The organism is Burkholderia sp. KBS0801, from assembly GCF_005937855.2.
Lineage (GTDB): Bacteria > Pseudomonadota > Gammaproteobacteria > Burkholderiales > Burkholderiaceae > Burkholderia > Burkholderia ambifaria.
On the sequence record NZ_CP042177.1, the window covers coordinates 1,245,694 to 1,269,139 of the forward strand.

Consider the following 23,446-nt stretch of genomic DNA (forward strand, 5'->3'; position numbering starts at 1 on the left):
ATGGGGATTCATGTGATCAAGATGCCGGATATCGGCGAAGGGATCGCCGAGGTCGAGCTGGTGGCCTGGCACGTGGAAGTCGGGCAGACGATCAAGGAGGACCAGCCGCTCGCCGACGTGATGACCGACAAGGCCGCGGTGGAGATTCCGTCGCCGGTGGCGGGCAAGGTGCTGGCGCTCGGCGGCCGGATCGGCGAGATGATGGCGGTCGGCAGCGAGCTGATTCGTGTCGAGGTCGAAGGCGACGGCAACCTGAAGCCGGGCGCGAAGGCACGCGATGCCGAAGCGGATGCGACGCCGCGTCCGGCGGCGGTCGACACGCCTGCCAGGTCATCGAAAGTCACCGAAGCCACCGAAGCACGTCACACCGCTGAGCGTGCACCGGCCGAGCCGCGTCGCGCGGAACACGCGGCGCCGCCGCGCGCGGCCTTCGCGCCCGGCGAACGGCCGCTCGCGTCGCCGGCGGTGCGCCAGCGCGCCTGGGACATGGGCATCGAGCTGCGCTACGTGCGCGGCACCGGCGAGGCCGGCCGGATCCTGCATGCGGACCTCGATGCGTACGCACGCACGGGCGGCACGGCGGCGGGTGGCTCGCAAGCGCGCGGTTACGACGAGCGCAATGATGAAACCGAGGTGCCGGTGATCGGCCTGCGCCGCGCCATCGCGCGCAAGATGCAGGAAGCGAAGCGCCGCATTCCGCACTTCAGCTACGTCGAGGAGATCGACGTCACCGAGCTCGAATCGCTGCGCAGCGAGCTGAACCGACGCCACGGCGACGCGCGTGGCCGGCTCACGCCGCTGCCGCTGCTGATCCGCGCGATGGTGATCGCGCTGCGCGACTTCCCGCAGATCAACGCGCGCTACGACGACGAAGCCGGTGTCGTCACGCGTTACGGGGCGGTGCACATGGGCGTCGCGACGCAGACGGACAGCGGCCTCACGGTGCCGGTGCTGCGTCATGCGGAAGCGCGCGACGTGTGGTCGATCTCGGCGGAAATCGCGCGGCTCGCCGACGCCGTGCGCGCGAACCGCGCGCAGCGCGACGAGCTGACCGGCTCGACGATCACGATCTCGAGCCTCGGCGCGCTCGGCGGCATCATGTCGACGCCGGTCATCAACCATCCGGAGGTCGGCATCGTCGGCGTGAACCGGATCGTCGAGCGGCCGATGATCCGCGACGGCGCGATCGTCGCGCGCAAGCTGATGAACCTGTCGTCGTCGTTCGACCATCGCGTCGTCGACGGCGCGGACGCGGCCGAATTCATCCAGGCCGTGCGCGGGTTGCTCGAGCGCCCGGCGCTGCTGTTCGTGGAGTGAGTGCGATGCCGAACGAACACACCACGCTGCTCGTGGTCGGCGGTGGGCCGGGCGGTTACGTCGCCGCGATTCGCGCGGGGCAGCTCGGCATTCCGACGGTGCTGGTCGAGCGCGAACGGCTCGGCGGCACATGCCTGAACATCGGCTGCATTCCGTCGAAGGCGCTGATCCATGTCGCCGACGCGTTCGAGCAGGCGTGCGCGCAGGCCGGCGAAGGCATGCTCGGGATTCGCGTGCGCGCGCCGGAGATCGACATCGCGAAAAGCGTCGCATGGAAGGACGGGATCGTCGACCGCCTCACGCGCGGCGTCGGCGCGCTGCTGAAGAAGCACGGCGTGCGCGTGCTGCAGGGCGACGCGCGCGTCGTCGACGGCAAGACGGTCGATATCGTCGCCGGCGGCCACACGACGCGCATCGCATGCGAACACCTGTTGCTCGCGACCGGTTCGGAACCGGTCGCGCTGCCGTCGATGCCGTTCGGCGGGCACGTCGTATCGTCGACCGACGCACTGTCGCCCGCGTCGTTGCCGACGCGGCTGGTCGTCGTCGGCGCCGGATACATCGGGCTCGAACTCGGGACCGTCTATCGCAAGCTCGGCGTCGAGGTCAGCATTGTCGAGGCGGCGGAGCGCGTGCTGCCCGCGTACGACGCGGAACTCGCGAAGCCGGTGGCCGATTCGCTCGCGCGGCTCGGCGTCGGCTTGTGGCTGGGCCACACGGTGCTCGGTTTGGCGAGCGACGGCGCGGTGCGCGTGCAGGCGCCCGACGGCGCGCAGAAGACGCTGCCGGCCGATCGCGTGCTGGTCGCGGTCGGCCGCCGGCCGCGCGTGGACGGCTTCGGGCTCGAAGCGCTGCCGCTCGATCGCAACGGCCGCGCGCTGCGCATCGACGACGCATGCCGGACCTCGATGCGCAACGTGTGGGCGATCGGCGACGTCGCTGGCGAGCCGATGCTCGCGCATCGCGCGATGGCGCAGGGCGAGATGGTGGCCGAGCTGATCGCAGGGCGGCGCCGCAAGTTCACGCCCGCATCGATCCCCGCGGTGTGCTTCACCGATCCCGAGGTCGTCACGTCCGGCTGGTCGCCCGACGATGCGAAGGCGGCCGGCGTCGACTGCATCAGCGCGTCGTTCCCGTTCGCGGCGAACGGGCGCGCGATGACGCTGCAGGCGACCGACGGTTTCGTGCGCGTCGTCGCGCGGCGCGACACGCATCTGATCGTCGGCTGGCAGGCGGTCGGGCGCGGCGTGTCGGAACTGGCCGCGGCGTTCTCGCAGTCGCTCGAGATGGGCGCGCGGCTCGAGGACATCGGCGGCACGATCCACGCGCATCCGACGCTCGGCGAAGCGATGCAGGAGGCGGCATTGCGCGCGCTGGGACACGCGTTGCACGTGTGAACGGGCGGCGGCGTCCGTTGCCATCCGTCGCCGTCCGGAGCATCGCTGCGGCGCCGATCCGGACGACTGGTGCGATCGCGCTCGAGCGTGCGCGCCTCGCGGGTCGTTGTTGACCCTCTCGCGTGAACCGTTCATCGTGTCGGTATCCCGTCCGATTCATCGGCTTCGAACGGGCGGCTCCGGCGCGATGCGGCATTGGGATGTTCAGCGTACGCGCGGCTGCCGCTCACGGCTGGCCTGCACCGGCCATACACGGAACAACCGCACATGAAACTGCTGCTCGTCGGCGCGACCGGACTCGTGGGGCGCCACGTCCTCGACCTCGCGCTGGCCGACGCGCGGGTGGACCAGGTCGTCGTGCTCGCGCGCCGGCCGTTGTCGCCGCATCCGAAGATGCGCGCCGTGACGGTCGACTTCGATCACCTGCCCGAGGCGGCCGACTGGTGGCAGGCCGACGCGGTGATCTGCACGCTCGGCACCACGATGCGGGTCGCGGGCTCGCAGGCCGCATTCCGCCGCGTCGATCACGACTATCCGCTCGCGGTCGCGCGTCTCGCGCACCGGTCCGGCACGCCGACCTACGTGCTGAATTCCGCGCTCGGCGCGGACCCGGCGTCGCGCATCTTCTACAACCGCGTGAAGGGCGAAGTCGAGCGTGCGCTCGCGGGCATCGGGTTCACCTCGCTCACCTGCGTCCGGCCGGGCCTGATCGGGGGCAGCCGCGACGAGTTCCGGTTCGGCGAACGGATGATGGCGCTGGCGCTCGGTACCGCCGGGCCGCTGTTGCCGCCGAAGTGGCGCGTGAATCCCGCGCCGCGCATCGCCCGCGCGCTGCTCGATGCGGCGATCGATGCGCGCCCGGGCGTGCATGTCATCGGATCGGAACGGCTTGCGTGAACCGGCGCGGGCGACGTGCCGCCGACGTTGCGGGACGGATGAACGAACGGACGTCAGAAAGAAGAACGCGTCCGGTGCTTCGCCGTCGCCGCCGTCGCGAGGCGTCGCGAGCTGGAATTCGACCGTATGGCTCAGCTTGCTCGCGAGCAGCCTGCGCATCTTGTTGACGGCAAGTGGAAGCAATGACCAATCGACGCTCCGATGCACTTGCACCCGCAAGACTGTTTCGTCATACCAACCGATTGCACGAACACGGCGTGCACGCTGACCTACGATGAAGACATCGCGTCCTTCGTCTGCCGAACCGTGTGTACTCACTACCGCGCCCCCGATGAAGACCCGGGCATCAGCGAGCTGAAGCTCGGCATCGGCGACCTGTTTCGCCGCGATCCGTGGGAACCCGACGTGTATCCCGATTACGCGGCGCCCATCGCGCGTGCCGACGGCGACGGCCTCGCGGTCGTCAGCGCGGTGTTCGGCTTCTGGCCGAAGTTCATGCAGCCCGTGCGTCTCGACGAGAACGGCCGCAAGCGAAAGAAGCTCGATACGGTGAACGCGCGCGCGGAAACGGTCGGCTCGTCGCGGCTCTACAGCACCGCCTGGCGCAACGGCCAGCGTTGCCTGATTCCGGTGCGCTGGATCTTCGAGCCGTGCTACGAGACGGGCCGCAACGTGTGGCACCGGATCGGCGTCGACGGCTGGCAGCCGTGCTGCGTCGCCGGTATCTGGCGCAGCTTCGTCACCGCCGACGGCCGCGAGCGAATCGGCATGACGATGCTCACGGTCAACGCCGACGATCACCCGGTGTTCGCGCGCATGCATCGGCCCGGCGACGAGAAGCGGGGCGTCGTGATCCTGCGCCGCGACGACTACGACGCATGGCTCCACGCACGCGACGTCGAGGCCGTGCGGCGCTTGCTGACACTCCTTCCCGCCGACGACCTGGTGGCCGAGCCCGAGCAGGCGTCGCCCGCCGGCACCTGAGCTTTCATTTTTCCTACGTCCAGCCAGCGACTCGCAGGTCGCACGTATGCGGTTTTCCGACACGATTTCATAAATCGTCGGATACCGGGTAATCCCCGATATCACCCAAGTTGTATATACAAGATCATCCACTGGCAATGTCGGCACACGTCGTGCCGCTTGCGCGCCAGCGTGCAGACCGTGCGTGCGTGGCGCATGCCGGCGATCCACGGCGCACCGCATCCCACGAGCCGAACGGGCATCTCGTCAAAACCATTTGTGATCCTCAGTATCTTGGAGATTTTCTCGTGTCAACGAATCCCAGTGGAAAAGCCGGCGGCCTGATCGAGGTACGCTCGATCGATTTCATTCCCGACGCCGAACGCCACGGCGGGCTGCTGAGCCAGTTCACGCTGTGGCTGTCGGCGAACATGCAGATCACGGCCATCGTCACGGGGGCGCTCGCGGTCGTGCTCGGCGGCGACGTGTTCTGGTCGCTGGTCGCGCTGCTGCTCGGCCAGCTCGTCGGCGGCGCGGTGATGGCGCTGCACGGCGCGCAGGGGCCGCAGCTCGGTTTACCGCAGATGATCTCGAGCCGCGTACAGTTCGGCGTCTACGGCGCGATGATCCCGATCGTGCTCGTGTGCCTCATGTACATCGGCTTTTCCGCCAGCGGCTCGGTGCTTGCCGGGCAGGCCGTCGCGCAACTGCTGCACGTCGACGACGCGGCCGGCATCCTGCTGTTCGCGGCCGTGATCGTCGTGCTGACGGTGTTCGGCTATCGCGCGATCCACTTCGTCGGCCGGATCGCGAGCGTGGTCGGCATCATCGCGTTCGTGTACATGTTCGCGCAGCTGTTCGCGAACCATGACGTCGGCGCGCTGCTCGCGAACAAGCACTTCTCGCTCGCGAGCTTCCTGCTGTCGATGTCGCTGTCCGCGTCGTGGCAGATCGCGTTCGGCCCGTACGTCGCCGACTATTCGCGCTACCTGCCGCGCTCGACGTCGTCGGTCGCCACGTTCCTCGCGGTCGGCCTGGGCGCGGTGATCGGCGCGCAGGCCGCAATGGTGTTCGGCGTGTTCGCGGCCGCGCTGGCCGGCAACCAGTTCGCACACCACGAGGTGTCGTACATCGTCGGTCTCGGCTCGACGGGGGCCGTCGCCGCACTGCTGTACTTCAGCATCGCGTTCGGCAAGGTGACCGTGACCACGCTCAATGCCTACGGCAGTTTCATGTCGATGGCGACGATCGTCAGCGGCTTTCGCGGCAAGCATGCGGTGTCGTCAAAGAGCCGTCTCGTCTACATCTTCGGGATGATCTGCGTGTCGACGCTGATCGCGCTCGCCGGCCGTCATTCGTTCCTGAAGGAATTCACCGCGTTCATCCTGTTCCTGCTCGCGTTCTTCACGCCGTGGAGCGCGATCAACCTGGTCGACTATTACTGCTTCACGCGCTCGCGCTACGACGTGCCGGCGCTGTCCGATCCGGATGGCCGCTACGGCCGCTGGAACAGGATGGCGATCACGATCTACGTGGTCGGCATCCTGGTGCAGTTGCCGTTCATGTCGACGCACATCTACACGGGCGCGCTCGTCGACGCACTCGGCGGCACCGACATCTCGTGGATCCTCGGTCTCATCGTGCCGGCCGTGCTGTACTACGTCGGTGCGCGTGCGTCGCGACGCAGCATCCCCGAGCGTCTGATCCTGCCGCTCGAGCGCGGCGAGGTTCAGCACTGACGCATCGTTTCGCCCGTCGGGCTGGCCTTCCGCCGGCCTGAGCGGCTCCGCCGCGCCGAACCCGGCGCCACCGGAAGCCGCGCTGCACACACCTTCGTTATCCGCGATGCCGGCATGGCAGACCACCGTGCCCGGCATCGCTCCATTCTCTTTTCATTGAATAGTATGACTAAGCAAATGAACGCGCGAGACAATCGTTCCCGGGCGCGATCGGCGCATGCCGGTCTTCGCGTGGCCGTCGCGGCCGCATGCATGGGTGGATCGGGCGCCGCGCTCGCGCAGGACGGCGTCACGCTGTACGGCGTGATCGACGAATTCGCGCAGTACGTGAATACCGGCAACGGCTATACCGCAGCGATCGGCTCGGGTGGACAGTGGGGCAGCCGCTTCGGGATGAAGGGCGGCGAGGATCTCGGCGGCGGCCAGAAGATCGAGTTCGCGCTCGAGAACGGCTTCAACCCGAACGACGGTTCGCTCGCAAGTTCGGGCAGCATGTTCAATCGCCAGGCGTGGGTCGGCATCGCGGGGCAGTGGGGCAAGGTACGCGCGGGCCGCCAGAATTCGCCGCTGTTCAACGACCAGGGTGGGCAGGATGCGTTCGGCGGCGTCACGCAGGCGTCCGGCATGGACAACCTGACCGTATTCGCGTTCCGCACGAGCAATACGCTGTCGTACCAGAGCCCGGAGATCGGCGGCTTCCAGGGCGGGTTGTATTTCGGGTTCGGCGATGCGGGCGGCGTGCGCTCGGCGGGCTCCAGCCGGCAGTTCGACCTGACCTACGAGCACGGGCCGTTCGCGGCGTTCGTCGCGGGGCAGTGGCTGAAGAGCACGACCACGACCGATCGCACGATCATGGCCGGCGCATCGTACGCGATCGGCAAGGCAACCGTGTACGGCGGTTTTTCGGCGGTGAAGTGGGCCGATCTCGGGATCGATTCGCGCGTGTACGGGTTGTCGCTCAAGTATCAGGTCAATCCGGCGAACTATGTCGCGCTCGGCTATGCGTATCTGCATGACCAGACGTCGCAAGGCAACAACGCGGACCAGCTCGGGCTGATGTACGAATACGACCTGTCGAAGCGCACGAGCTTCTATGGCGCGCTGTCGTACCTGCGCAACCGCAACCAGGCCGGCTACACGCTCGCGGGCGCGGCGAATCCCGGCCTGCCGCTCGCGTATCCGGGCGCGAATGCGCGCGGCGTGCAGCTCGGCATCGTTCACCGCTTCTGACGGTGTATCGGGCGCCGGGCCGTGCGGGCCGGCGCCTGCCTCCTTCCTTTCGCGCAGGCGCGCAAGCGCGCGCCTACGTCCCCAGCCGTTCCGCGAGCGAGTGCTGCTGCATGCAGCGCTCCATCGCGTCGAGGAACGCGTGCTCGGCCGCGTTCATCTTGCGGTCGCGATGCCACAGCAGGAACACGTCGACGTCGACGAGGCCGTCGTCGGGCGGCAGCCGCCACAGCCGTTGCTGCGCGATGTCGTCGCGCACAATGTGCTCGGGCAGGCAGCCGATCCCGTAACCGGCGAAGATCAGCCGCCGCACTTCCTCGAGGCTCGGCGACGACGCGACGATGCGCCCGGTGAAACCCTTCTGGTCGCGGAACACGGTGAGCGGCGACAGGCTGTCGCCGATCTGGTCGCTCGTGAACGATACGAAGTTCTCCGCGAGCAGATCCTCCATTCGCAACTGCGTTTGCCCGAACAGCCGGTGATGGCGGCCGCAGTAGATCGCGTAGCGCTGGCGCAGGAAGCAGCGCATCTCCAGCTTGTCGTGCGGCGTGCGGCACAGCCCGAGCCCGGCGGTGGCCGTCTTCTGCAGCAGCGACGACAGGATGTCCGACGAGCGCATCACTTCGATCTGCAGATCGATGCGCGGATACGCGCGATGGAAGTCGGCGAGGAATGCGTCGTAGACGGGCGACTCGATGCGGCTCACCGTCAGCAGCCGGATCGAACCGGTGAGGTCGGCCGTGCTGTCGTCGAGTTCCGTTTCGAGCCGCGACACGCCGCCGTAGATGTCGCTCGCGATCCGGTACACGGCTTCGCCCGCGGGAGTGGGCGCGAAGTGCGCGCCGCGCCGCTCGATCAGCTTTCGCTCCAGTGTGTCTTCCAGCCGCCGCAGCGCCTGGCTCACGGCCGGCTGCGTCACGTGCAGGCGCGCGGCCGCCCGGCTCACGCTGCGTTCCTGCATGATCACCAGATAGGTGCGCAGCAGGTTCCAGTCGAGGCGGTCGTTGAGGAAGGGCGTGAGGTCGGCGCGCATCGGGTCTCCGGGCGAAGCATCGGGGCGGTCATTAGCTGGATTTATACGCTGAATAATAACTTGAAATTTGACTAATGATTTGCGGTCGCCGATAAAGGAGGGGCGCCGCACCGTGCGGCGCGAGGCCGCGACAGACGGCCGGCCACCACGATATCGCGCGTGCCGCGGCGCGCGTCAGGAGCCCGCATGACCCAGTCCCTTCCTTCCGCCCGCCAGCCGGCGCGTGCCGCGACGGCCGCGTTCGTCGGCACGATGATCGAGTGGTACGACTTCTACATCTACGCGACCGCCGCCGCGCTCGTGTTCGGCGAACTCTATTTCCCGTCGCATGACCGCTTCGTCAGCACGATGGCGTCGTTCGCGACGTTCGCGGTCGGCTTCTTCGCGCGCCCGCTCGGCGGCATCGTGTTCGGCCATCTCGGCGACCGCATCGGCCGCAAGAAGGCGCTGATGACGACGCTGATGATGATGGGCGTCGCGACCGTGTGCGTCGGGCTGCTGCCCGACTATTCGCAGGTCGGCATGCTCGCGCCGGTGCTGCTGATCGTGCTGCGCGTCGTGCAGGGGATCGCCGTCGGCGGGGAATGGGGCGGCGCGGTGCTGATGGCGGGCGAACACGCGCCGCAGGGCCGCCGCACGTTCTTCGCGTCGTTCGCGCAGCTTGGCAGCCCGGCCGGGCTGATCCTGTCGCTGATCGCGTTTCGCGCGGTCACGTCGATGGACAAGGCCGATTTCCTCGCATGGGGCTGGCGCCTGCCGTTTCTCGCGAGCTCGGTGCTGCTCGTCGTCGGCATCCTGATCCGGCTCGGCGTGAACGAGTCACCGGAATTCGCGCGCGTGAAGGAGGCGAACCGCACCGTGAAGCTGCCGGTCGCCGAAGTGCTGCGCTCCGCGTCGGGGCTCGTGCTGCTCTGCATCGGCGCGAACACGATCGGGATCGCGGGCGTCTATTTCACCAACACGTTCATGATCGCGTACACCACGCAGTACGTCGGCGTGTCCCGCTCGCTGATCCTCGACAGCCTGTTCGCGGTCGCGATCATCCAGTTCATCGCGCAGCCGCTCGCCGCTTGGATCGCCGAGCGTATAGGCGGCGTGCGTTTCCTGAAGATCGCCGCGCTGCTCGCGATGCTGTCGCCGTACCCGATGTTCATGCTCGTGCAGGGCGGCACGTCCGGGTCGCTCGTCGCCGGCATCGCGCTTGCGGTCGTGTGCATGGCCGGCTTCTATTCGGTGATCGCCGGCTTCGTGAGCGGCGTGTTTCCCGCGCACGTGCGCTATTCGGCGATCTCGCTCGCGTACCAGGTTTGCGGCGCGATCGCGGGCGGCCTGACGCCGCTCGTCGGCACCTGGCTCGCGCATCGCTTCGCGGGCCAGTGGTGGCCGCTCGCGGTGTTCTACACGTGTCTCGCCGGCATCTCGCTGCTTTGCATCGTCGCGCTCGACGCGCGACGCGCGGGGCGGCCGGCCGCGGCCGAAGCGCTCGGCTCGCACTGACCCTCGACGAACGAATTCATCGGAGTGCAAATGAAAGACCTGCTGGAAATCGACGGTGCCCGCCTGTGGCGGAGCCTGGCCGACATGGCGCGCATCGGTGCGACGCCGCGCGGCGGCGTGCGGCGCCTCGCGCTGACCGACGACGACCGGCGCGGCCGCGACCTGTTCGCGCAGTGGTGCCGCGACGCGGGGATGACGGTAAGCGTCGACGCGGTCGGCAACCTGTTCGCGCGGCGCGACGGCGCCGATGCGCAGGCCGCGCCGGTGCTGATCGGCAGCCATCTCGACACGCAGCCCGAAGGCGGGCGCTTCGACGGCGTGTACGGCGTGCTCGCCGGGCTCGAAGTCGTGCGCACGCTGAACGATGCGGGCATCGTGACCGACAAGCCGCTCGAGATCGTGTCGTGGACCAACGAGGAGGGCGCGCGTTTCGCGCCGGCGATGCTCGGCTCGGCCGTGTTCACGGGCGCGCTGCCGCTCGACGACGCGCTCGCGAAGCAGGATGCCGAGGGCATCACGCTCGGCGCCGCGCTGGACGCATGCGGCTGTCGCGGCACGCGCGCGCCGGGCGGCGCGGTCGACGCGTATTTCGAAGCGCATATCGAACAGGGGCCCGTGCTCGAGGCGAACGGCACGACGATCGGCATCGTCACGGGCGGGCAGGCGATCCGCTGGCTCGACGTGCGCGTGACGGGCGTGGCCGCGCATGCGGGCACGATGCCGATGCCGTATCGCAAGGACGCGTATTTCGCGAGCGCGCAGATGGCGCTCGAACTGGAACGCATCGTCGCCGGCCACGCGCCGCGCGGGCTCGCGACGATCGGGCAGGTCGGCATCCGCAACGCGTCGCGCAACACGATCGCCGGCGACGTGACGTTCACCGTCGACCTGCGCCATCACGACGATGCGCAAGTCGATGCGATGGAGCGCGCGCTGCGCGACGCATGCGCGCGCGTGGCCGCTGCGCGCGGCGTGCAGGTCGCGATCGATACCTGCTGGCGCAGCCCCGCGACGCCGTTCGACCGCGGCTGCGTCGAGCTGGTCGCGCGGGCCGCGGAGGCATTTGGTTATACGAACGAACGGATCGTCAGCGGCGCCGGTCACGATGCGATCCTGCTCGCGCGTCGCGTACCGACCGCGATGGTGTTCATCCCGTGCGTCGACGGGCTGTCGCACAACGAGGCCGAGGACGCGCTGCCCGACGACGTGACGCGCGGCACCAACGTGCTGCTCAACGCGGTGCTCGCGCGGGCGGGCGTCGCGACGCGCGTGGCGGCAGCGGCAGCCGCGCACGATGCATGACGCGACGAATCGACGAGGACCGACGATGAAAACCTATTTCCACCCCGAACAGTTGCTGCACCATCCGCGCACCTACCTGTCGCGCGGCAGGATGCGCGAGCCGCAGGAAGTGCCCGAGCGCGCGGCTCGGCTGGTGGCGGCGGTGCGTTCGCTCGACTTCGACGTGCGCGAGCCGGCCGACCGCGGCACCGCGCCGATCGCAGCCGTGCACGACATGAACTACCTGCGCTTTCTGGAGGAAGCGCACCGTGACTGGAAACGGATGCCCGACGACTGGGGCGACGAAGTGATGTCGAACGTGTTCGTGCGCGATCCGAATCCGCTGCGCGGCGTGCTCGCGAAAGCCGCGCGCTATCTCGCCGACGGCAGCTGCCCGGTCGGCGCGAACACGTGGCGCGCCGCGTACTGGTCGGCACAGAGCGCGCTCGCGGCCGCGGCGGACGTCAACGACGGCGCGCGCGACGCGTACGCGCTGTGCCGCCCGCCCGGCCATCACGCGCGCCCCGATGCGGCCGGCGGCTTCTGCTACCTGAACAACGCGGCAATCGCCGCGCAGGCGCTGCTCGGCCGGCATCGGCGGGTCGCGATCCTCGATACCGACATGCATCACGGGCAGGGCGTGCAGGAGATCTTCTACGGCCGCGACGACGTGCTGTACGTGTCGATCCACGGCGACCCGACCAATTTCTATCCGGTCGTCGCCGGCTACGAGGAAGAGACGGGCGCGGGGCCCGGCGACGGCTACAACCTGAACTTGCCGATGCCGCACGGTGCACCCGAGTCGACCTTCTTCGAGCGACTCGACGACGCGCTGCGCGCGCTCGCGCGGTTCCAGCCGGATGCGCTCGTGCTCGCGCTCGGCTTCGACATCTACAAGGACGACCCGCAATCGCAGGTGGCCGTCACGACCGACGGGTTCGGCCGGCTCGGCGGCGCGATCGGTGCGCCCGGCTTGCCGACGGTGATCGTGCAGGAGGGCGGTTATCACCTCGAGAGCCTCGATGCGAATGCGCGTGCGTTCTTCGGCGGGTTCGCCGCCGCGCGCTGATACGTCGAGAAGGCGGCCGCCATGCGCGGCCCGTCAGCGACAACGCCCGCGTCGGCATCCCGGCGCGGGCGTTGTTCAATTGGGGTGCCGCGTATCGGCACCCTGCGGATCGCGGTGCGCTTACGAGTTCGCGGCAACCGGCGCGCGACGGCGTTGCATCCTCTGCATTGCGACCAGCGCGAGCCCGGCGGCGGCGATCAACCCGCCGACGAGCGGCACGGCCGCGTAGCCGAAGCCGGCCGAGATCGCCGCGCCGCCGGCTGCCGCGCCGAGCGCATTGCCAAGGTTGAACGCGCCGATGTTGACGGCCGACGCGAGGCCGGGCGCTTCGTGCGCGGCACGCATCACGCGCATCTGCAGCGGCGGGACCACCGCGAACGTCGCGACACCCCACACCAGCAGCGTGGCCGCCGCGCCGACATGCGTGCGGGCGAGCAGCGGGAACCCGGCCATCGTCACGATCAGCAGCACCAGGAAGCCGATCAGCGTGGCGTCGAGCGAGCGGTCGGCGAGGCGGCCGCCGGCGATGTTGCCGATCGAGAAGCCGACGCCGATCAGCACGAGCATCGCGGTCACGAAGCCGGGCGTCGCGCCGGTCACGTGTTCGAGCGTCGGGGCGACGTACGTGTAGAGCGTGAACATCGCGCCGGCGCCGAGTACCGTGGTCGCGAGCGCGCCGAGCACGACGGGGCGCGTGAGCACCGACAGTTCGGCACGCAGGTTCGGCATCTTGCCGGCCTCGCCCCTCGGCAGCGCGGCGAACAGGCCGGCGATCGCGATCAGGCCGAGCGCGGCGGTGGCCGCGAACGACATGCGCCAGCCGATCATCTGGCCGAGCCAGGTCGCGGCCGGCACGCCGCCGACGTTCGCGATCGTGAGGCCCATGAACATCGTCGCGACCGCGCTGGCCTGCCGTTCACGCGGCACGAGGCCGGCCGCGACCACCGAGCCGAGCCCGAAGAACGCGCCGTGGTTCAGGCTCGTGACGAGTCGGGCGAGCAGAAGCGTCGTGTAGTCGGGCGCGATGGCCGACAGCAGGTTGCCGATCGTGAAGATCGACATCAGCGCGATCAGCGCCGAGCGGCGCGACCAGCGCGCGAGCAGCAGGGTCATCAGCGGCGCGCCGACCATCACGCCGATCGCATACGCGCTGATCAGCATGCCGGCCTGCGGAATCGACACGTGTACGCCGTCGGCGATCACGGGCAGCAGGCCCATCGGCGAGAACTCGGTCGTGCCGATGCCGAACGCACCGGCGGCGAGCGCCAGCAGCGGCAGCGCGGCGCTGCCGCCCGGGCGGGGAGGAGAAGAGGTCGTGGGGTTCACGCGATGCGCTCCTGTAAGCATTGGGCAACGGCATCGGCCGTTGTGCACAGGGTGAAGTGTGCCTGCATGACTTTTGCGGGAAAAGCCGCATCCGGGCGAAATTATCTTGATTTCATGTCAACAATGCGGGGTTGGGGGGGCGCGGCTGGCAGCGTCAGGCCGCTCGGGCGACGGGGTAGGCCCCCGGCCCGTGCTGACGCAAATGCACGATCCCTCCCGCCGATCCTGCACCGAAGCGCTCCCGGACAAAAAAAGCCCCGGTCACAGGGGGACCGTGACCGGGGCGAGAAGGCATCCTCTCTTTGGCACGAGGGTTGGATGCGGGCGCAGTATATTTCGGGGCATAACGATTCGAAATGACGTTAAACGGTCGTTTTTGGCGTCAATTTAAAAATAGCGACGCGGCAGCGCCGATTGTCATGAATCTGAAAGAATTTTCGTGCGTTCCAGCCGATGTTTACGTGGGATGACGGCGAAGCCGGCCGTCGTCACGCGACGCTACGGAATCCGTCGCAGGTGCGCCGGTTGAGTTCGCCGGCGCTCGGTCAATCCGCGTGGCCGGCCGCGTCGCGCACGGCATCGAGAAACCGTGCGACGACGGGGGAAGCGGGCGCCGCCGCGCCGTCGAACACGAACTCGATGTCGAAGCGGCTCGCGAGTTCGTCGAGCGCGACGAGCCGGACCGTGCGCGGGCACGTCGGCGACGCGCTTTCCGGCACGAATGCGCAACCCATGCCGGCCGCGACGAGCCCGATCAGCGTCGGGATATCGCTGCCGACCTGCGCGATGCGCGGCGTGAAGCTCGCGCGTTCGCACTGCGCCATCAGGAAGCGATGGTGCGCGGCGGAGCGCTGCGCGTCGAACCACACGAACGGTTCGTGCGCGACGTCGGCGAGCGTGCGCGGCGCGTGAAAGCGCCCGCCGGGCGGTGCGGGCATCGCCAGCACGAAGCGGTCGCTCAGCAGCCGCACGCCCGACAGATGCGGTGCCTCGTCGCGGCGCCACGCCATGATGCCGCCGTCGAGCTGGCCGCGCATCAGCGCCGCCGCCTGCTCGGCCGACAGCATCGGCGCGATCGACAGCTTCACGTCCGGACACGCGTCGCGAAACGCCTTGAGCACGTTCGCGACGACCGGCAGCGGCAGGCAGTTCGGCAGCGCGCCGAGCCGCAGTTCGCCGAGCTGGCCGGCGGCGCTGCGCAACGCGCGTTCGCGGCTGTCCTGCAACGTCGCAAGCAGGCCCGTCGCATCGTCCAGGAAACTCGCGCCGGCCGCCGTGAGCGTGACGCCCGTCGTGCGGCGGATCAGCAGCGGTGTCCCGATCGCGTCCTCGAGCTCGCGGATCTGCCGCGACAGCGCAGGCTGGACGATGCCGGCCGCGCGGGCGCCGGCCATCACGCTGCCGGCTTGCGCGACCGCCACGAAGTAACGCAGGTGACGCAGTTCGATCTGGCGCATGCGGTGTCGGCTCCGGTTTCGATTCAGTTGGTATGCCTGTCAAGCATAACAATGGTTATCCGTTGGTATTGGAAAGCATGGCCCGCGTGCCGTACGATGGGCACCGTTGCCGGGCCTGTTCACAGGCCGCGTGCGTTTCCCTTGTCCCCACCGTGTCCCGCACCATGCCGCTTCATATCCCGACCCCCTACATCCGTTCGCAAATCGCGTCGCGCCGCCTCGGCACGAACATTCGGCTGAAGCTCGACGCGCTGCAGCCGTCCGGTTCGTTCAAGTTGCGCGGCATCGGCGCGGTTTGCGAAGCGCGGCATGCGGCCGGCGCGCGCCGGTTCGTGTCGTCGTCGGGCGGCAATGCGGGCATCGCGGTCGCGTATTGCGGTCGTGAACTCGGTGTGCCGGTGCTCGTCGTCGTGCCGGAAACCGCGTCGGCCCGCGCGCGCGAGCTGATTCGTGTCGAAGGCGCGGAGGTGATCGTGCACGGCGCGAGCTGGGTGGAGGCGAACGCGTTCGCGCTGGCGGCAGTCGGCGCGCAGGACGCGTTCGTGCATCCGTTCGACGACCCGGTGCTGTGGCAAGGGCACGCGACGATGATCGACGAGATGGCGCTGACCGGCCCGAAGCCCGACGCGGTCGTGCTGTCGGTCGGCGGCGGCGGGCTGCTGTGCGGCGTGCTCGAGGGGCTCGCGCGCAACGGCTGGCACGACGTGCCGGTGGTCGCGGTCGAGACGGAGGGCGCCGACAGCTATGCGCGCTCGGTCGCGCACGGGCGCCCGGTCGAATTGCCGGCGATCACGAGTATCGCGACGACGCTCGGCGCGAAGCGGCCGTGCGACGCGGCGGTCGAATGGGCGACGCGGCATGCGATTCATCCGGTCGTCGTGTCGGATGCGCAGGCGGTGGCGGCGTCGTTGCGGTTCCTGGACGAGCACCGGATCGTCGTCGAGCCGGCGTGCGGCGCGGCGCTGGCCGCGCTCGAGCAGTCGGTGCCGGTGCTCGCGTCGGCGTCGGACATCGCGGTGATCGTGTGCGGCGGCGTGACGGCGACAGTCGAGCAACTGCAGACGTTGAACGCGACGTTGCGGTAACGCGCTGACGCCCCAGCCTACGTCACGCGGCGCAGCGGGACGACGCTGCAGAAGAAGCCGTAACGGCGCCTGTGCAGTCAGTTCGCGGCGGGCGCGCTGGCGCCGGACGGCGCGGACGAGGCGAGGGGAGCGGCAGCCGCCGGCGCAGGCGCTTTGTCTGCTGCCGTCGAAGCGGCGCTCGACGCCACAGGTGCGGATGCCGCGGATACGGGCGTAGCCGATACCTGCGTTGCGGCCACCGTCGTGGCAGCCACAGGCGTCGCAGCAGCCGGCGTCGAAGCAGCAAGCGTCGAAGCAGAAGCGGGCGTCGGAGCGGCAGACGCAGGTGCTGAAGCCGGCACCGGACCCGAAGCCGGCGCGGCCCCCGGCACGACCCCGCGCATCGCCCCCGGCGCGACCACGGCCGATGCCGGTGCGGGCACGGCCGGCACGACGGGCGTGCCCGGCGTCGGCGCGACGCTCGGCACCGACAGCGGCACGGGCGCCGCCGGCGGCGTCGGCACGACGGGCGTCGTCATCTTCATCGGCTCGCCCTGCGGCGTCGGCGCGGGTTCGGGCAGCGGCGCGACGGGTTCCTTCTCGGCCGCCTTCACGGTGGCGCGGTCGCGGCGGGCGGGATCGATCTTCAGGAAATGCTCGACCAGATTGAAGAAGCGCTCGTAGAACACGCCGGCGGGAATCGTCTCGCTCGCGGTCTTCACGAGCGCGTCGTCGCTCGAGCCGATCGGCAGCGACAGCGACCCGAACACGCTGAGCCCGACGCTGGCCGACGTATTCGACTTCTTCAGCGTGTAGCGGTCCTGCACCGCGTTCACGTACGCGATGCTCGACGTGCCGTCCGCGTTCGCGTCCGCGCACACGACGTGAAACTCGATCACGACGTGCATGTCGTTGTTCGGCTGGAAATTCTTGCTGCCGTCGACCGCATCGTTGCGCGACGACGACACGACATAGCCCTGGCTCAGCAGCGCGCGACGCGCGGCCTCGCAGGCCGCGTCGGATTTCGAGCGAAAGGTGTGCGCATACGGGCTGCTCGTCGCGTCGAACTGTTCCTGCTGGTAGATCGGCTTGGGCGGCGACGAGCACGCCGCCAGCACGGCCGCGGCCGCGAGCGCGCACGAAACGGAAAACAGGCGAAATCGGTTGTGCATGGCGTCTTTCAAAAGGCTCGGCGAAATACCGTGCGGGGCGGCGGGCGCCGCCCACGCGATGCCGCGCAACGGCTGTGCCGGTGCACGGCGCTTGGCAATCTCGTATGGCCGGGGCGTCATTATAGTTTCGTTTGATGTCGCGCTTGCTTCAGCCGGCCGGCGCCGGCGGCGCGACGGCGAGCAGTTGCGACACGAGCGGATGGTGTTCGCCGCGCCGCGAGCGGATCGCGTGGATTTCCTCGGTCACGTCACCCCCACGGCCGAGCCGGCGCAGCCCGCGCAACAGCGACGCGTCGTTCGCGCCGAGTTCGCTGAGCGGAAACACGCCGAGGCCGCGGGCCGCGAACACGGCCATCAGCGCGCTGTCCTCGAATTCCCCGGCCACGCGGGGCATGATCCGTTCCCGTTCCAGCCACAGGTCCAAGCGTGCGCGCAGCGCCGAATGGGCGGTCGGCAGCAGCACCGGCAGCTCGGCGAGGCAGTGGGGGAAGCGCTGCCGCGCGGCGGGCGTGACAAGCGCCGCGGGGCCGTACCAGTCGACCGGCGACGCGACGAGCCGCTCGCTCGTCACGCGCAGATTCGACCCCGAAGGCGCGCCCTGTCCGGCCAGCACGAGATCGAGATGATGCAGCGCCAGTTCCGCGAGCAGCGCGTCGTGCTCGCCCTCGTGACACAGCAGCCGAAGCGTGGGCGTGTCGAGCACCGGCGCGAGGATCGCATGCGCGGCCAGCTTCGAGATCCCATCCGCGAGACCGACCGCAAGCCGAACCGTCGGCTGGCTGGCCGCCGCGCGTACTTCGTCGGGGATCAGCCGGCCCATCTCGAAGATGACCTCCGCGCGTGCATACGCGGCTTGGCCCGCGTCGGTCATCGTGACGCCGCGCCCGGCCGGGCGCAGCAACTGGTGGCCGAGCGACTTCTCCAGGTCGCGGACCTGCGCGCTGATCGTCTGCACGGCCATGCCGAGCCGCTCGGCGGCGCGCGCGAAGCCGCCTTCCTTCACGACGACCCAGAAATAGTACAGATGGCGAAAATTCAGCATCGAATCGATATTTCGGAAAAAACGAACCAAAGATCAGATTCTCGCTGATTTTTCCGAAGCGATGGAAGGCCTATCATCGGACTTTCCAACATTCGAATCGGCCCTATTCATGGACTATCTGCTGACGCTTGCCGCCGACCCCGCCGTCTGGGCCGCGCTCCTGACGCTCGTCGTGATGGAAGTCGTGCTCGGCATCGACAACCTGATCTTCATCTCGATCCTCAGCAACAAGCTGCCGGAAGCGCAGCGCGCCCGCACGCAGCGCCTGGGCATCGGGCTCGCGCTCGTGATGCGCCTCGCGCTGCTCGGCAGCGTTGCGTGGATCGCGAGCCTCACCGAACCGGTGTTCACGCTGTTCGATCACGCGTTCTCGTGGCGCGACATGATCCTGCTGTCGGGCGGCCTGTTCCTCGTGTGGAAGGCGACCACCGAGATCCATCATCACGTGTCGCATGACGCCGACGGCTCGGGCGCGTCCGGCGGCGCGGCCGGCCTGACGGTCTGGGCCGCGATCGGCCAGATCGTGATGCTCGACATCGTGTTCTCGATCGACAGCATCGTGACCGCGATCGGCATGACCGAGCACGTGCCGATCATGTTCGTCGCGGTGATCGTCGCGGTGAGCGTGATGCTGTTCGCCGCCCAGCCGCTCGCACGCTTCATCGACCGCAACCCGACCATCGTGATGCTCGCGCTGTCGTTCCTGGTCGTGATCGGCATGACGCTGATCGCGGAAGGTTTCGGTTCGCACGTGCCGAAGGGTTACATCTATGCGGCGATGGCGTTCTCGGCGTTCGTCGAGGGTATGAACATGCTGGCGCGTCGTGCGAAGGCCAAGCGCGCGGCACGCGGCGAAGCTCACTGAGCAAGCGGGCGGGCGAGGGCCCGCCCTCGATTCGGAATTCTCAACGAAAGGAGAAACGCGATGAAATGTCCGGTCTGCAAGACACCCGACCTCCTGATGGCCGAGCGCCAGTCGATCGAGATCGACTACTGTCCGACGTGCCGCGGCGTGTGGCTCGATCGTGGCGAACTCGACAAGCTGATCGCACGCGAAACCGGCGAGGTGCCGGCACGCCGCGACGAGCCGCCGGTGCGGCACGACGCACACGCGCCGCGCGGGCGTGACGACGGCTGGGGGCGCGACGGCCGCCCGCACGACGACCGTTACCGGCGCGACGGCCAGCGTCGCAAGAAGTCGATGTTCGACCTGTTCGATTTCGATTGAACGCGACGGCGCGCGGCTATCACGCCGCACGTTGCAAAAAGCCCCGCCAGGTGTGATGCCTGGCGGGGCTTTGTCATGCGCGTGACGTGCTGAACACGCGCCGGCGCTTACGCGTTGCCGGCCGTCACGTCGATGCGGCGCGGGCGCGTTTCCTCGCGGCGCGGAATCGTCAGCGTGAGCACGCCGTCGCGCAGGCTCGCATCGATTTTCGACGTGTCGAGATCAGGGCTCAGCACGAACGTGCGCACGAAGCGCGGCGCGCGGACTTCGGCATGGCGCACGCGCAGGTCGGCCGGCGTGTCGATGCGCGTGTCGGCTTCGATCGTCAGCGTGTTGTCGTGCACCTTCACGTCGAGGTTCTCGCGCGGCACGCCGGGCAGGTCGGCGCGCAGCGTGACGCGCCGCGCGTCCTCGACGATATCGACGGCCGGCGTGAGCGCGGGCCCGCGTGCGGCTTCCGCGGCTGCCGCGTGGATGGCACCGTTCCGGCGTTCGGTCACGTTCTGGCTCTGGCTCGTATTCATGTCGTTCTCCTGAAGGTTACTGAACGGTGATCGCACGCGGCTTCGCTGCCTCGCGCCGGCCGACGCGAATCAGCAGGCAGCCGTTTTCATAGCGGGCGCTGACGTTGTCGGCGTCGGCGTTCTGCGGCAGCTCGACGACGCGACGGAACGCACCGTGAAAGCGCTCCTGCGCGTAGGTGCGCAGGTCGTCGCCGGCGTCGTGCGGCACGGGCTTGCGCTCGCCGCTGATCGTCAGCAGGTCCTTGTCGATCGATACGTCGAAGTCGGCCGCGGCCATGCCGGGGGCGAATGCGACGATCTCGATCGCGTCGTCGGTCGCGCCGACGTTCAGCGCGGGAAACGCGTTCGGCCGCACCGCGCGGATGCCGGCCGGATGCTCGCCGAACAGGCTCGCCACCTGCCGCTGCACGCGGGCGAATTCGTCGAACAGGTCGTAGCCGTAATGGATGCCGCTCATGAAGGTCCTCCGGAACATGAGTGCGAAAGACGCGACGACGCGACGCCGACGGCGTGTGCGATGCGCGGTTTTCCGCTGAGTCGAAACGGGGGCAGTGCGCGTGACGGGCACTGCCTGGCAACGGGTAATTAGAGGTCGCCGCGGCGGTTTTCAAGAGGGAAATTGCAACCGGCATCAATGCGTGGCGATGCGAATCGATGCGACAATCGTCGCGCTATCCACAGACCACGGAGACGGGACGGAAATGGACATTCAACGCATCGCGATCGTCGGCGCCGGCGTGATCGGCGCGAGCTGGGCGGCTTTCTATCTGTCGCAGGGCTTCGACGTCGTCGCGACCGATCCCGCGCCGCAGGCCGACGCGCGGCTGCGCGACGCACTCGCCGCGTTTCTCGGCGAACGCGCCGCCGAACTTTCCGCGCGGCTGTCGTTCGACGCCGATCTCGTGCGCGCGCTCGACGGCGTCGATTTCGTGCAGGAGAACGGCCCCGAGCGGCTCGACCTGAAGCGCGCGTTGTACCGGCAGATGGACGACGTGCTGCCCGCGCGCGTGCCGATCGCGTCGAGTTCGTCGGGCCTGAAGATGTCGGAGATCCAGACCGCGTGCGACAAGCATCCGGAACGCTGCCTGATCGCGCATCCGTTCAACCCGCCGCATCTGATTCCGCTCGTCGAGCTGGTCGGCGGCGACGCGACCGACCCGGGCGTGATCGCGCGCGTGAAGGCGTTCTACGACGCGCTCGGCAAGCAGACGATCGTGCTCAACAAGGAAATGACCGGCCACGTCGCGAACCGGCTCGCCGCCGCGCTGTTTCGCGAGGTGTATCACCTGGTAGGCGAAGGCGTGGTGAGCGTCGCCGATGCGGACAAGGCCGTCGCGTGGGGCCCGGGCCTGCGCTGGGGGCTGATGGGGCAGTGCCTGACCTATCACCTCGGCGGTGGCGCGGGTGGGATCGCGCACTTCCTCGAACACCTGTCGGGGCCGATCACGACGTGGTGGGACGACCTCGGCACGCCGTCGTTCGATCCGGCCGTCGATCGCAAGCTGAACGACGAACTGCGCGCGATCCAGGGCGAGCGTTCGATGCAGGAGCTGGCGGCCGAGCGCGACCGGCTGCTCGTCGAGCTGATCGACGCGCGGCGGCGCAGCTTCCTGCCCTGAGCGCTCGCTACAGTTCGGCGGCCGCCGCGATCAGCGTCGCCTCGAGCGCGAGCGTCGAGCGTGACGCAGCCGCGGGCCGGTCGATCACGTATTCGAGTTCGCCGAGTTCGGGCAGCCCCGCGTCGAGCCGTGCGAGCCCGGCCGGAATCACGTAGCCGGCGAACGCGCTGACCCCGAGCCCCGCGCTCGCGGCCGCGCGCAGCACCGCGATGCTGCTGCTCACCACGGCGATCCGGTAAGGGCGGCTGACTGCCTCGAGCGACTCGAGCACGCGGCGGCGCGACACGCTCGGCTCCGGATGCAGTGCGAGCGGCAGCACGGTCTCGTGGCCGGTGATCCGCGAATCGGGGCCAGTGCACCAGTACAGCGGTTCGCTGCGGATCACGCGGCCGCGCCGGCTGCCCGCGACGCGCTTCGCGAACACCAGATCGTGGCGGCCTTCGTCGAGCGCATCGAACAGGTCGCCCGACAGCCCCGTCGAGATCGCCAGCTCGACATCCGGATTGCGCTGCACGAAGCTCGCGAGCGCGGCCGTCAGGTGCGCGCTCGCGAAATCCTCCGACATCGCGAGCCGCACCTTGCCCGACAGCGGCGGCCCGCACACCGACGTGACGGCCTCGTCCATCAGTTCGAGAATGCGCACCGCGTAGCGGAACAGCGCGTCGCCGTGCTGCGACAGGTGCACGTTGCGAGTATCGCGCTCGAACAGCGGCCGGTCGAGCAGCTCCTCGAGGCGGCGGATGTGCTGGCTGACGGTCGACTGCGACAGGCTCACGCGCTCGGACGCGGCGGTGAAACTGCCGGACTGGGCGACGGCGACGAAGCTGCGCAGCAACTCGGGCGGTAAGGGACGCATTGCTAAATCCACTGAATCGGTTTCGACAACTTCATAAATGGCCGGATTTTGCGGCGCTAGTATCGGATCACGCGCTGGTGCGGCCCATGCAAGGGGGCACATCGGACGCGTAGCCCGTGTCGCGCCGCCAGCTCCATCGGTCAGTCTAAGCCATCCGGCGTCCGGCCCGAAACCGCATCATCCCATCGACCGCCCGAGAACGCGCTCGCACGACGAGCCGCCGGGTCGCGGCGCCCCGCCGCAGGAGACAGACTGTCCGCGCCCGGGACCGGCGTGCGGGCCTGGCTTCCGCACGCGTCAGGCGCCCGTCACGAAGAGACTGGAGACGACTTATGATCATCTACGGAACCGCGCTGCTGGCGTTCTGCCATCTGGCCGGGCTGTTCCTCGGCGACCTGCTGGGCGCCGCGATCGGCGTGAAGACCAACGTCGGCGGCGTCGGCATCGCGATGCTGCTGCTGATCTGCCTGCGCCTGTGGCTGCACCGGCGCGGCTGGCTGCCGAAGGAGACCGAGGCGGGCGTCGGTTTCTGGGGCGCGATGTACATCCCGGTCGTCGTCGCGATGGCCGCGAACCAGAACGTCGTCGCCGCGCTGAAGGGCGGCCCGGTCGCGCTGCTGGCCGCCGTCGGCGCGGTCGCGATCTGCGCATGCTGCATCGCGGTACTCGTGCGCACCGGGCGCGACGACACGGCCTTCATGGGCGTGCCGCAATTCGAAGAACAGTGAAGGAGGCCGC

Annotated in this window: 22 protein-coding genes; 14 read left to right on the forward strand and 8 right to left on the reverse strand. The window is 68.9% G+C overall.

Annotated elements, in window-relative coordinates; translation table 11 throughout:
- The 6 genes from FFI87_RS06080 (at position 1) to FFI87_RS06115 (ending at position 7,543) form a co-directional block, all read left to right on the forward strand.
- A complete protein-coding gene (locus FFI87_RS06080; RefSeq protein WP_138847984.1) occupies positions 1 to 1,317 on the forward strand; it encodes a dihydrolipoamide acetyltransferase family protein in 1,317 nt (438 codons plus the stop codon).
- Positions 1,318 to 1,322: 5 nt separating this feature from the next.
- Positions 1,323 to 2,714: a dihydrolipoyl dehydrogenase gene (lpdA, locus tag FFI87_RS06085; RefSeq protein WP_138847983.1), complete on the forward strand. Its 1,392-nt coding sequence runs from the start codon at positions 1,323 to 1,325 to the stop codon at positions 2,712 to 2,714.
- Positions 2,715 to 2,981: 267 nt separating this feature from the next.
- Positions 2,982 to 3,611 carry an NAD(P)H-binding protein gene (locus FFI87_RS06090; RefSeq protein WP_138847982.1) on the forward strand — a complete coding sequence of 210 codons (630 nt, stop codon included), beginning with the start codon at positions 2,982 to 2,984 and terminating at the stop codon, positions 3,609 to 3,611.
- A gap of 306 nt (positions 3,612 to 3,917) precedes the next feature.
- Positions 3,918 to 4,595 (forward strand): SOS response-associated peptidase family protein, encoded by a 678-nt coding sequence (locus FFI87_RS06100; RefSeq protein WP_041489915.1) that lies wholly within the window; start codon positions 3,918 to 3,920, stop codon positions 4,593 to 4,595.
- Positions 4,596 to 4,882: 287 nt separating this feature from the next.
- A complete protein-coding gene (locus FFI87_RS06110; RefSeq protein WP_012363514.1) occupies positions 4,883 to 6,313 on the forward strand; it encodes a purine-cytosine permease family protein in 1,431 nt (476 codons plus the stop codon).
- 165 nt (positions 6,314 to 6,478) lie between these two features.
- A complete protein-coding gene (locus FFI87_RS06115; protein ID WP_138847981.1) occupies positions 6,479 to 7,543 on the forward strand; it encodes a porin in 1,065 nt (354 codons plus the stop codon).
- Between the two features lie 73 nt (positions 7,544 to 7,616).
- Here the strand turns inward: FFI87_RS06115 and FFI87_RS06120 are convergent, their stop codons facing one another.
- Positions 7,617 to 8,573: a LysR family transcriptional regulator gene (locus FFI87_RS06120; protein ID WP_138847980.1), complete on the reverse strand. Its 957-nt coding sequence runs from the start codon at positions 8,571 to 8,573 to the stop codon at positions 7,617 to 7,619.
- Positions 8,574 to 8,759: 186 nt separating this feature from the next.
- On the opposite strand from FFI87_RS06120, the gene FFI87_RS06125 reads away from it, so the two are divergent.
- From FFI87_RS06125 to FFI87_RS06135, 3 genes are read left to right on the forward strand one after another with little or no spacing between them, the layout of a single operon-like run.
- Complete coding sequence (locus tag FFI87_RS06125) at positions 8,760 to 10,070, forward strand: MFS transporter (protein WP_138847979.1); 1,311 nt, start codon at positions 8,760 to 8,762, stop codon at positions 10,068 to 10,070.
- Between the two features lie 30 nt (positions 10,071 to 10,100).
- On the forward strand, positions 10,101 to 11,372 hold the full coding sequence (locus tag FFI87_RS06130; protein ID WP_138847978.1) for a Zn-dependent hydrolase: 1,272 nt from the start codon (positions 10,101 to 10,103) through the stop codon (positions 11,370 to 11,372).
- 25 nt (positions 11,373 to 11,397) lie between these two features.
- On the forward strand, positions 11,398 to 12,420 hold the full coding sequence (locus tag FFI87_RS06135; RefSeq protein WP_138847977.1) for a histone deacetylase family protein: 1,023 nt from the start codon (positions 11,398 to 11,400) through the stop codon (positions 12,418 to 12,420).
- A gap of 120 nt (positions 12,421 to 12,540) precedes the next feature.
- Here FFI87_RS06135 and FFI87_RS06140 read toward each other — a convergent pair whose 3' ends face one another.
- Positions 12,541 to 13,746: an MFS transporter gene (locus tag FFI87_RS06140; protein ID WP_138847976.1), complete on the reverse strand. Its 1,206-nt coding sequence runs from the start codon at positions 13,744 to 13,746 to the stop codon at positions 12,541 to 12,543.
- A gap of 545 nt (positions 13,747 to 14,291) precedes the next feature.
- Complete coding sequence (locus FFI87_RS06145) at positions 14,292 to 15,203, reverse strand: LysR family transcriptional regulator (protein ID WP_138847975.1); 912 nt, start codon at positions 15,201 to 15,203, stop codon at positions 14,292 to 14,294.
- Between the two features lie 164 nt (positions 15,204 to 15,367).
- Between FFI87_RS06145 and FFI87_RS06150 the strand changes: the two genes are divergently transcribed.
- Entirely contained in the window at positions 15,368 to 16,288 is a 921-nt protein-coding gene (locus FFI87_RS06150) for a pyridoxal-phosphate dependent enzyme (RefSeq protein WP_138847974.1), read from the forward strand.
- A 77-nt stretch (positions 16,289 to 16,365) separates the two neighbouring features.
- On the opposite strand, the gene FFI87_RS06155 is transcribed toward FFI87_RS06150, so the two are convergent.
- On the reverse strand, positions 16,366 to 17,439 hold the full coding sequence (locus FFI87_RS06155; RefSeq protein ID WP_138847973.1) for a DUF2242 domain-containing protein: 1,074 nt from the start codon (positions 17,437 to 17,439) through the stop codon (positions 16,366 to 16,368).
- Positions 17,440 to 17,587: 148 nt separating this feature from the next.
- Positions 17,588 to 18,481, reverse strand: a complete 894-nt coding sequence (locus FFI87_RS06160) for a LysR family transcriptional regulator (protein WP_138847972.1) — start codon at positions 18,479 to 18,481, stop codon at positions 17,588 to 17,590.
- Positions 18,482 to 18,590: 109 nt separating this feature from the next.
- Here FFI87_RS06160 and FFI87_RS06165 point away from each other — a divergent pair, with 109 nt between their 5' ends.
- Together FFI87_RS06165 and FFI87_RS06170 are read left to right on the forward strand one after the other, a co-directional pair.
- Complete coding sequence (locus tag FFI87_RS06165; protein WP_138847971.1) at positions 18,591 to 19,346, forward strand: TerC family protein; 756 nt, start codon at positions 18,591 to 18,593, stop codon at positions 19,344 to 19,346.
- A 60-nt stretch (positions 19,347 to 19,406) separates the two neighbouring features.
- Positions 19,407 to 19,709, forward strand: coding sequence for a zf-TFIIB domain-containing protein (locus FFI87_RS06170; protein ID WP_012363525.1), 303 nt, complete (start codon positions 19,407 to 19,409; stop codon positions 19,707 to 19,709).
- Between the two features lie 107 nt (positions 19,710 to 19,816).
- Here FFI87_RS06170 and FFI87_RS06175 read toward each other — a convergent pair whose 3' ends face one another.
- Both FFI87_RS06175 and FFI87_RS06180 read right to left on the reverse strand, forming a co-directional pair.
- Positions 19,817 to 20,233: an Hsp20/alpha crystallin family protein gene (locus tag FFI87_RS06175; protein ID WP_138847970.1), complete on the reverse strand. Its 417-nt coding sequence runs from the start codon at positions 20,231 to 20,233 to the stop codon at positions 19,817 to 19,819.
- A 16-nt stretch (positions 20,234 to 20,249) separates the two neighbouring features.
- On the reverse strand, positions 20,250 to 20,690 hold the full coding sequence (locus FFI87_RS06180) for an Hsp20/alpha crystallin family protein (RefSeq protein ID WP_138847969.1): 441 nt from the start codon (positions 20,688 to 20,690) through the stop codon (positions 20,250 to 20,252).
- A gap of 244 nt (positions 20,691 to 20,934) precedes the next feature.
- Here FFI87_RS06180 and FFI87_RS06185 point away from each other — a divergent pair, with 244 nt between their 5' ends.
- Entirely contained in the window at positions 20,935 to 21,852 is a 918-nt protein-coding gene (locus FFI87_RS06185) for a 3-hydroxyacyl-CoA dehydrogenase NAD-binding domain-containing protein (protein WP_012363528.1), read from the forward strand.
- Between the two features lie 7 nt (positions 21,853 to 21,859).
- Here the strand turns inward: FFI87_RS06185 and FFI87_RS06190 are convergent, their stop codons facing one another.
- A complete protein-coding gene (locus FFI87_RS06190; RefSeq protein ID WP_138847968.1) occupies positions 21,860 to 22,708 on the reverse strand; it encodes a LysR substrate-binding domain-containing protein in 849 nt (282 codons plus the stop codon).
- 332 nt (positions 22,709 to 23,040) lie between these two features.
- Here FFI87_RS06190 and madL point away from each other — a divergent pair, with 332 nt between their 5' ends.
- Entirely contained in the window at positions 23,041 to 23,436 is a 396-nt protein-coding gene (madL, locus tag FFI87_RS06195; RefSeq protein ID WP_012363530.1) for a malonate transporter subunit MadL, read from the forward strand.
- The last annotated feature ends 10 nt before the right edge of the window (positions 23,437 to 23,446 follow it).

Bases quoted from the DNA above. Each gene is read 5' to 3' on its own strand.
- FFI87_RS06170 (WP_012363525.1), top strand. From the start codon at position 19,407: ATGAAATGTCCGGTCTGCAAGACACCCGACCTCCTGATGGCCGAGCGC.
- FFI87_RS06160 (WP_138847972.1), bottom strand. From the start codon at position 18,481: ATGCTGAATTTTCGCCATCTGTACTATTTCTGGGTCGTCGTGAAGGAA.
- FFI87_RS06190 (WP_138847968.1), bottom strand. From the start codon at position 22,708: ATGCGTCCCTTACCGCCCGAGTTGCTGCGCAGCTTCGTCGCCGTCGCC.
- lpdA (WP_138847983.1), top strand. From the start codon at position 1,323: ATGCCGAACGAACACACCACGCTGCTCGTGGTCGGCGGTGGGCCGGGC.
- FFI87_RS06175 (WP_138847970.1), bottom strand. From the start codon at position 20,233: ATGAATACGAGCCAGAGCCAGAACGTGACCGAACGCCGGAACGGTGCC.
- FFI87_RS06185 (WP_012363528.1), top strand. From the start codon at position 20,935: ATGGACATTCAACGCATCGCGATCGTCGGCGCCGGCGTGATCGGCGCG.
- FFI87_RS06155 (WP_138847973.1), bottom strand. From the start codon at position 17,439: ATGCACAACCGATTTCGCCTGTTTTCCGTTTCGTGCGCGCTCGCGGCC.
- FFI87_RS06135 (WP_138847977.1), top strand. From the start codon at position 11,398: ATGAAAACCTATTTCCACCCCGAACAGTTGCTGCACCATCCGCGCACC.
- FFI87_RS06165 (WP_138847971.1), top strand. From the start codon at position 18,591: ATGGACTATCTGCTGACGCTTGCCGCCGACCCCGCCGTCTGGGCCGCG.
- madL (WP_012363530.1), top strand. From the start codon at position 23,041: ATGATCATCTACGGAACCGCGCTGCTGGCGTTCTGCCATCTGGCCGGG.
- FFI87_RS06180 (WP_138847969.1), bottom strand. From the start codon at position 20,690: ATGAGCGGCATCCATTACGGCTACGACCTGTTCGACGAATTCGCCCGC.
- FFI87_RS06080 (WP_138847984.1), top strand. From the start codon at position 1: ATGGGGATTCATGTGATCAAGATGCCGGATATCGGCGAAGGGATCGCC.
- FFI87_RS06120 (WP_138847980.1), bottom strand. From the start codon at position 8,573: ATGCGCGCCGACCTCACGCCCTTCCTCAACGACCGCCTCGACTGGAAC.
- FFI87_RS06150 (WP_138847974.1), top strand. From the start codon at position 15,368: ATGCCGCTTCATATCCCGACCCCCTACATCCGTTCGCAAATCGCGTCG.
- FFI87_RS06145 (WP_138847975.1), bottom strand. From the start codon at position 15,203: ATGCGCCAGATCGAACTGCGTCACCTGCGTTACTTCGTGGCGGTCGCG.
- FFI87_RS06130 (WP_138847978.1), top strand. From the start codon at position 10,101: ATGAAAGACCTGCTGGAAATCGACGGTGCCCGCCTGTGGCGGAGCCTG.
- FFI87_RS06115 (WP_138847981.1), top strand. From the start codon at position 6,479: ATGACTAAGCAAATGAACGCGCGAGACAATCGTTCCCGGGCGCGATCG.
- FFI87_RS06125 (WP_138847979.1), top strand. From the start codon at position 8,760: ATGACCCAGTCCCTTCCTTCCGCCCGCCAGCCGGCGCGTGCCGCGACG.
- FFI87_RS06090 (WP_138847982.1), top strand. From the start codon at position 2,982: ATGAAACTGCTGCTCGTCGGCGCGACCGGACTCGTGGGGCGCCACGTC.